The organism is Serratia sp. LACPHL-BACT-2024-00286 (genome assembly GCF_043109535.1).
GTDB classification, from domain to species: Bacteria; Pseudomonadota; Gammaproteobacteria; order Enterobacterales; family Enterobacteriaceae; genus Serratia; species Serratia sarumanii.
The window spans coordinates 1-1,138 of record NZ_JBICNA010000021.1; the positions used below are offsets into that span (position 1 = coordinate 1).

Here is a 1,138-nt window from a genome sequence, read left to right on the forward strand (position 1 = left end):
TACCAGTCTAAACTGAAGTATCCGGTCGTTCTTCCCTCTCACAGCGAGGCACATCGCCATGAAAAAGACCCGTTATACCGAAGAACAGATTGCGTTTGCGCTGAAACAGGCCGAAACCGGCACCCGCGTCGGGGAAGTCTGCAGAAAGATGGGGATTTCTGAGGCCACTTTTTATAACTGGAAGAAGAAATTTGCCGGTCTGGGTGTGACGGAACTGCGACGGCTGCGGCAACTGGAGGATGAAAATCAACGGCTGAAGAAACTGGTGGCCGACCTGAGTCTTGACAAGGAGATGCTTCAGGAGGTGCTGAAACAAAAGTTCTGAGGCCGGCTCAGAAGCGCCAGGCGGTGCATTTTCTGCAGGAAGCATACCGCATCAGCGTCCGCCGGGGATGCGGGTTACTGATGCAGAGCAGAACAGTTTACCACTGGCAGAGCCGGCGTGATGATCGGGCGATAACCCTGCGTATCAGGGAAATCGCGGAAACCCGGATACGGTATGGTTGCCCGCGTATTCATATTCAGTTGCGGCGGGAAGGCTGGCTTGTTAACCACAAGAAAACCCACCGGATTTATTGCCTGGAAGGACTGAACCTGCGCAGAAAGCGTCCCCGCAGACATGTCAGTGCAGCACGCCGTCAGCAGCGCCCGATTCTGACGCATGTCGATCAGTGCTGGAGTATGGATTTTGTGTCGGATAACCTGTTTAACGGGCGGCGTTTTCGGGCACTGACTGTAGTGGATAATTTTAGTCGGGAATGTCTGGCGATCCATGCCGGAAAATCGCTGAAAGGCGAAGATGTGGTCAGAGTAATGGAAGCACTTCGGGTGCTGGATAGGCGTTTACCGGTACGTATTCAGACGGATAACGGCAGTGAGTTTATTTCGAAAAGTCTGGATAAATGGGCGTATGAGCACGGTGTTACGATGGACTTCTCTCGCCCTGGAAAACCAACAGATAACCCGTTTATTGAGTCATTTAACGGCAGTCTGCGGGACGAATGCCTGAACATTCACTGGTTCCTGTCACTGGAAGATGCTCAGAGCAAACTCGATAGCTGGCGCAGGGAATACAATCACGAAAGGACGCATTCATCATTAAATGACATGACTCCGGCTGAATTCATCCGAAGTCTCC

Annotated in this window: 1 protein-coding gene; it reads left to right on the forward strand. The window is 52.2% G+C overall.

Features of this window, described 5'->3' with window-relative positions; translation table 11 throughout:
• Positions 1–58: 58 nt before the first annotated feature.
• Positions 59–1,138 (forward strand): IS3 family transposase gene (locus ACF8MC_RS25650; RefSeq protein ID WP_314237727.1). Its coding sequence is split into 2 segments (ribosomal slippage), with 1,081 coding nucleotides annotated over them: positions 59–320 and positions 320–1,138; the frame shifts between segments, so codons are not numbered across the junction. This gene is flagged as partial in the annotation.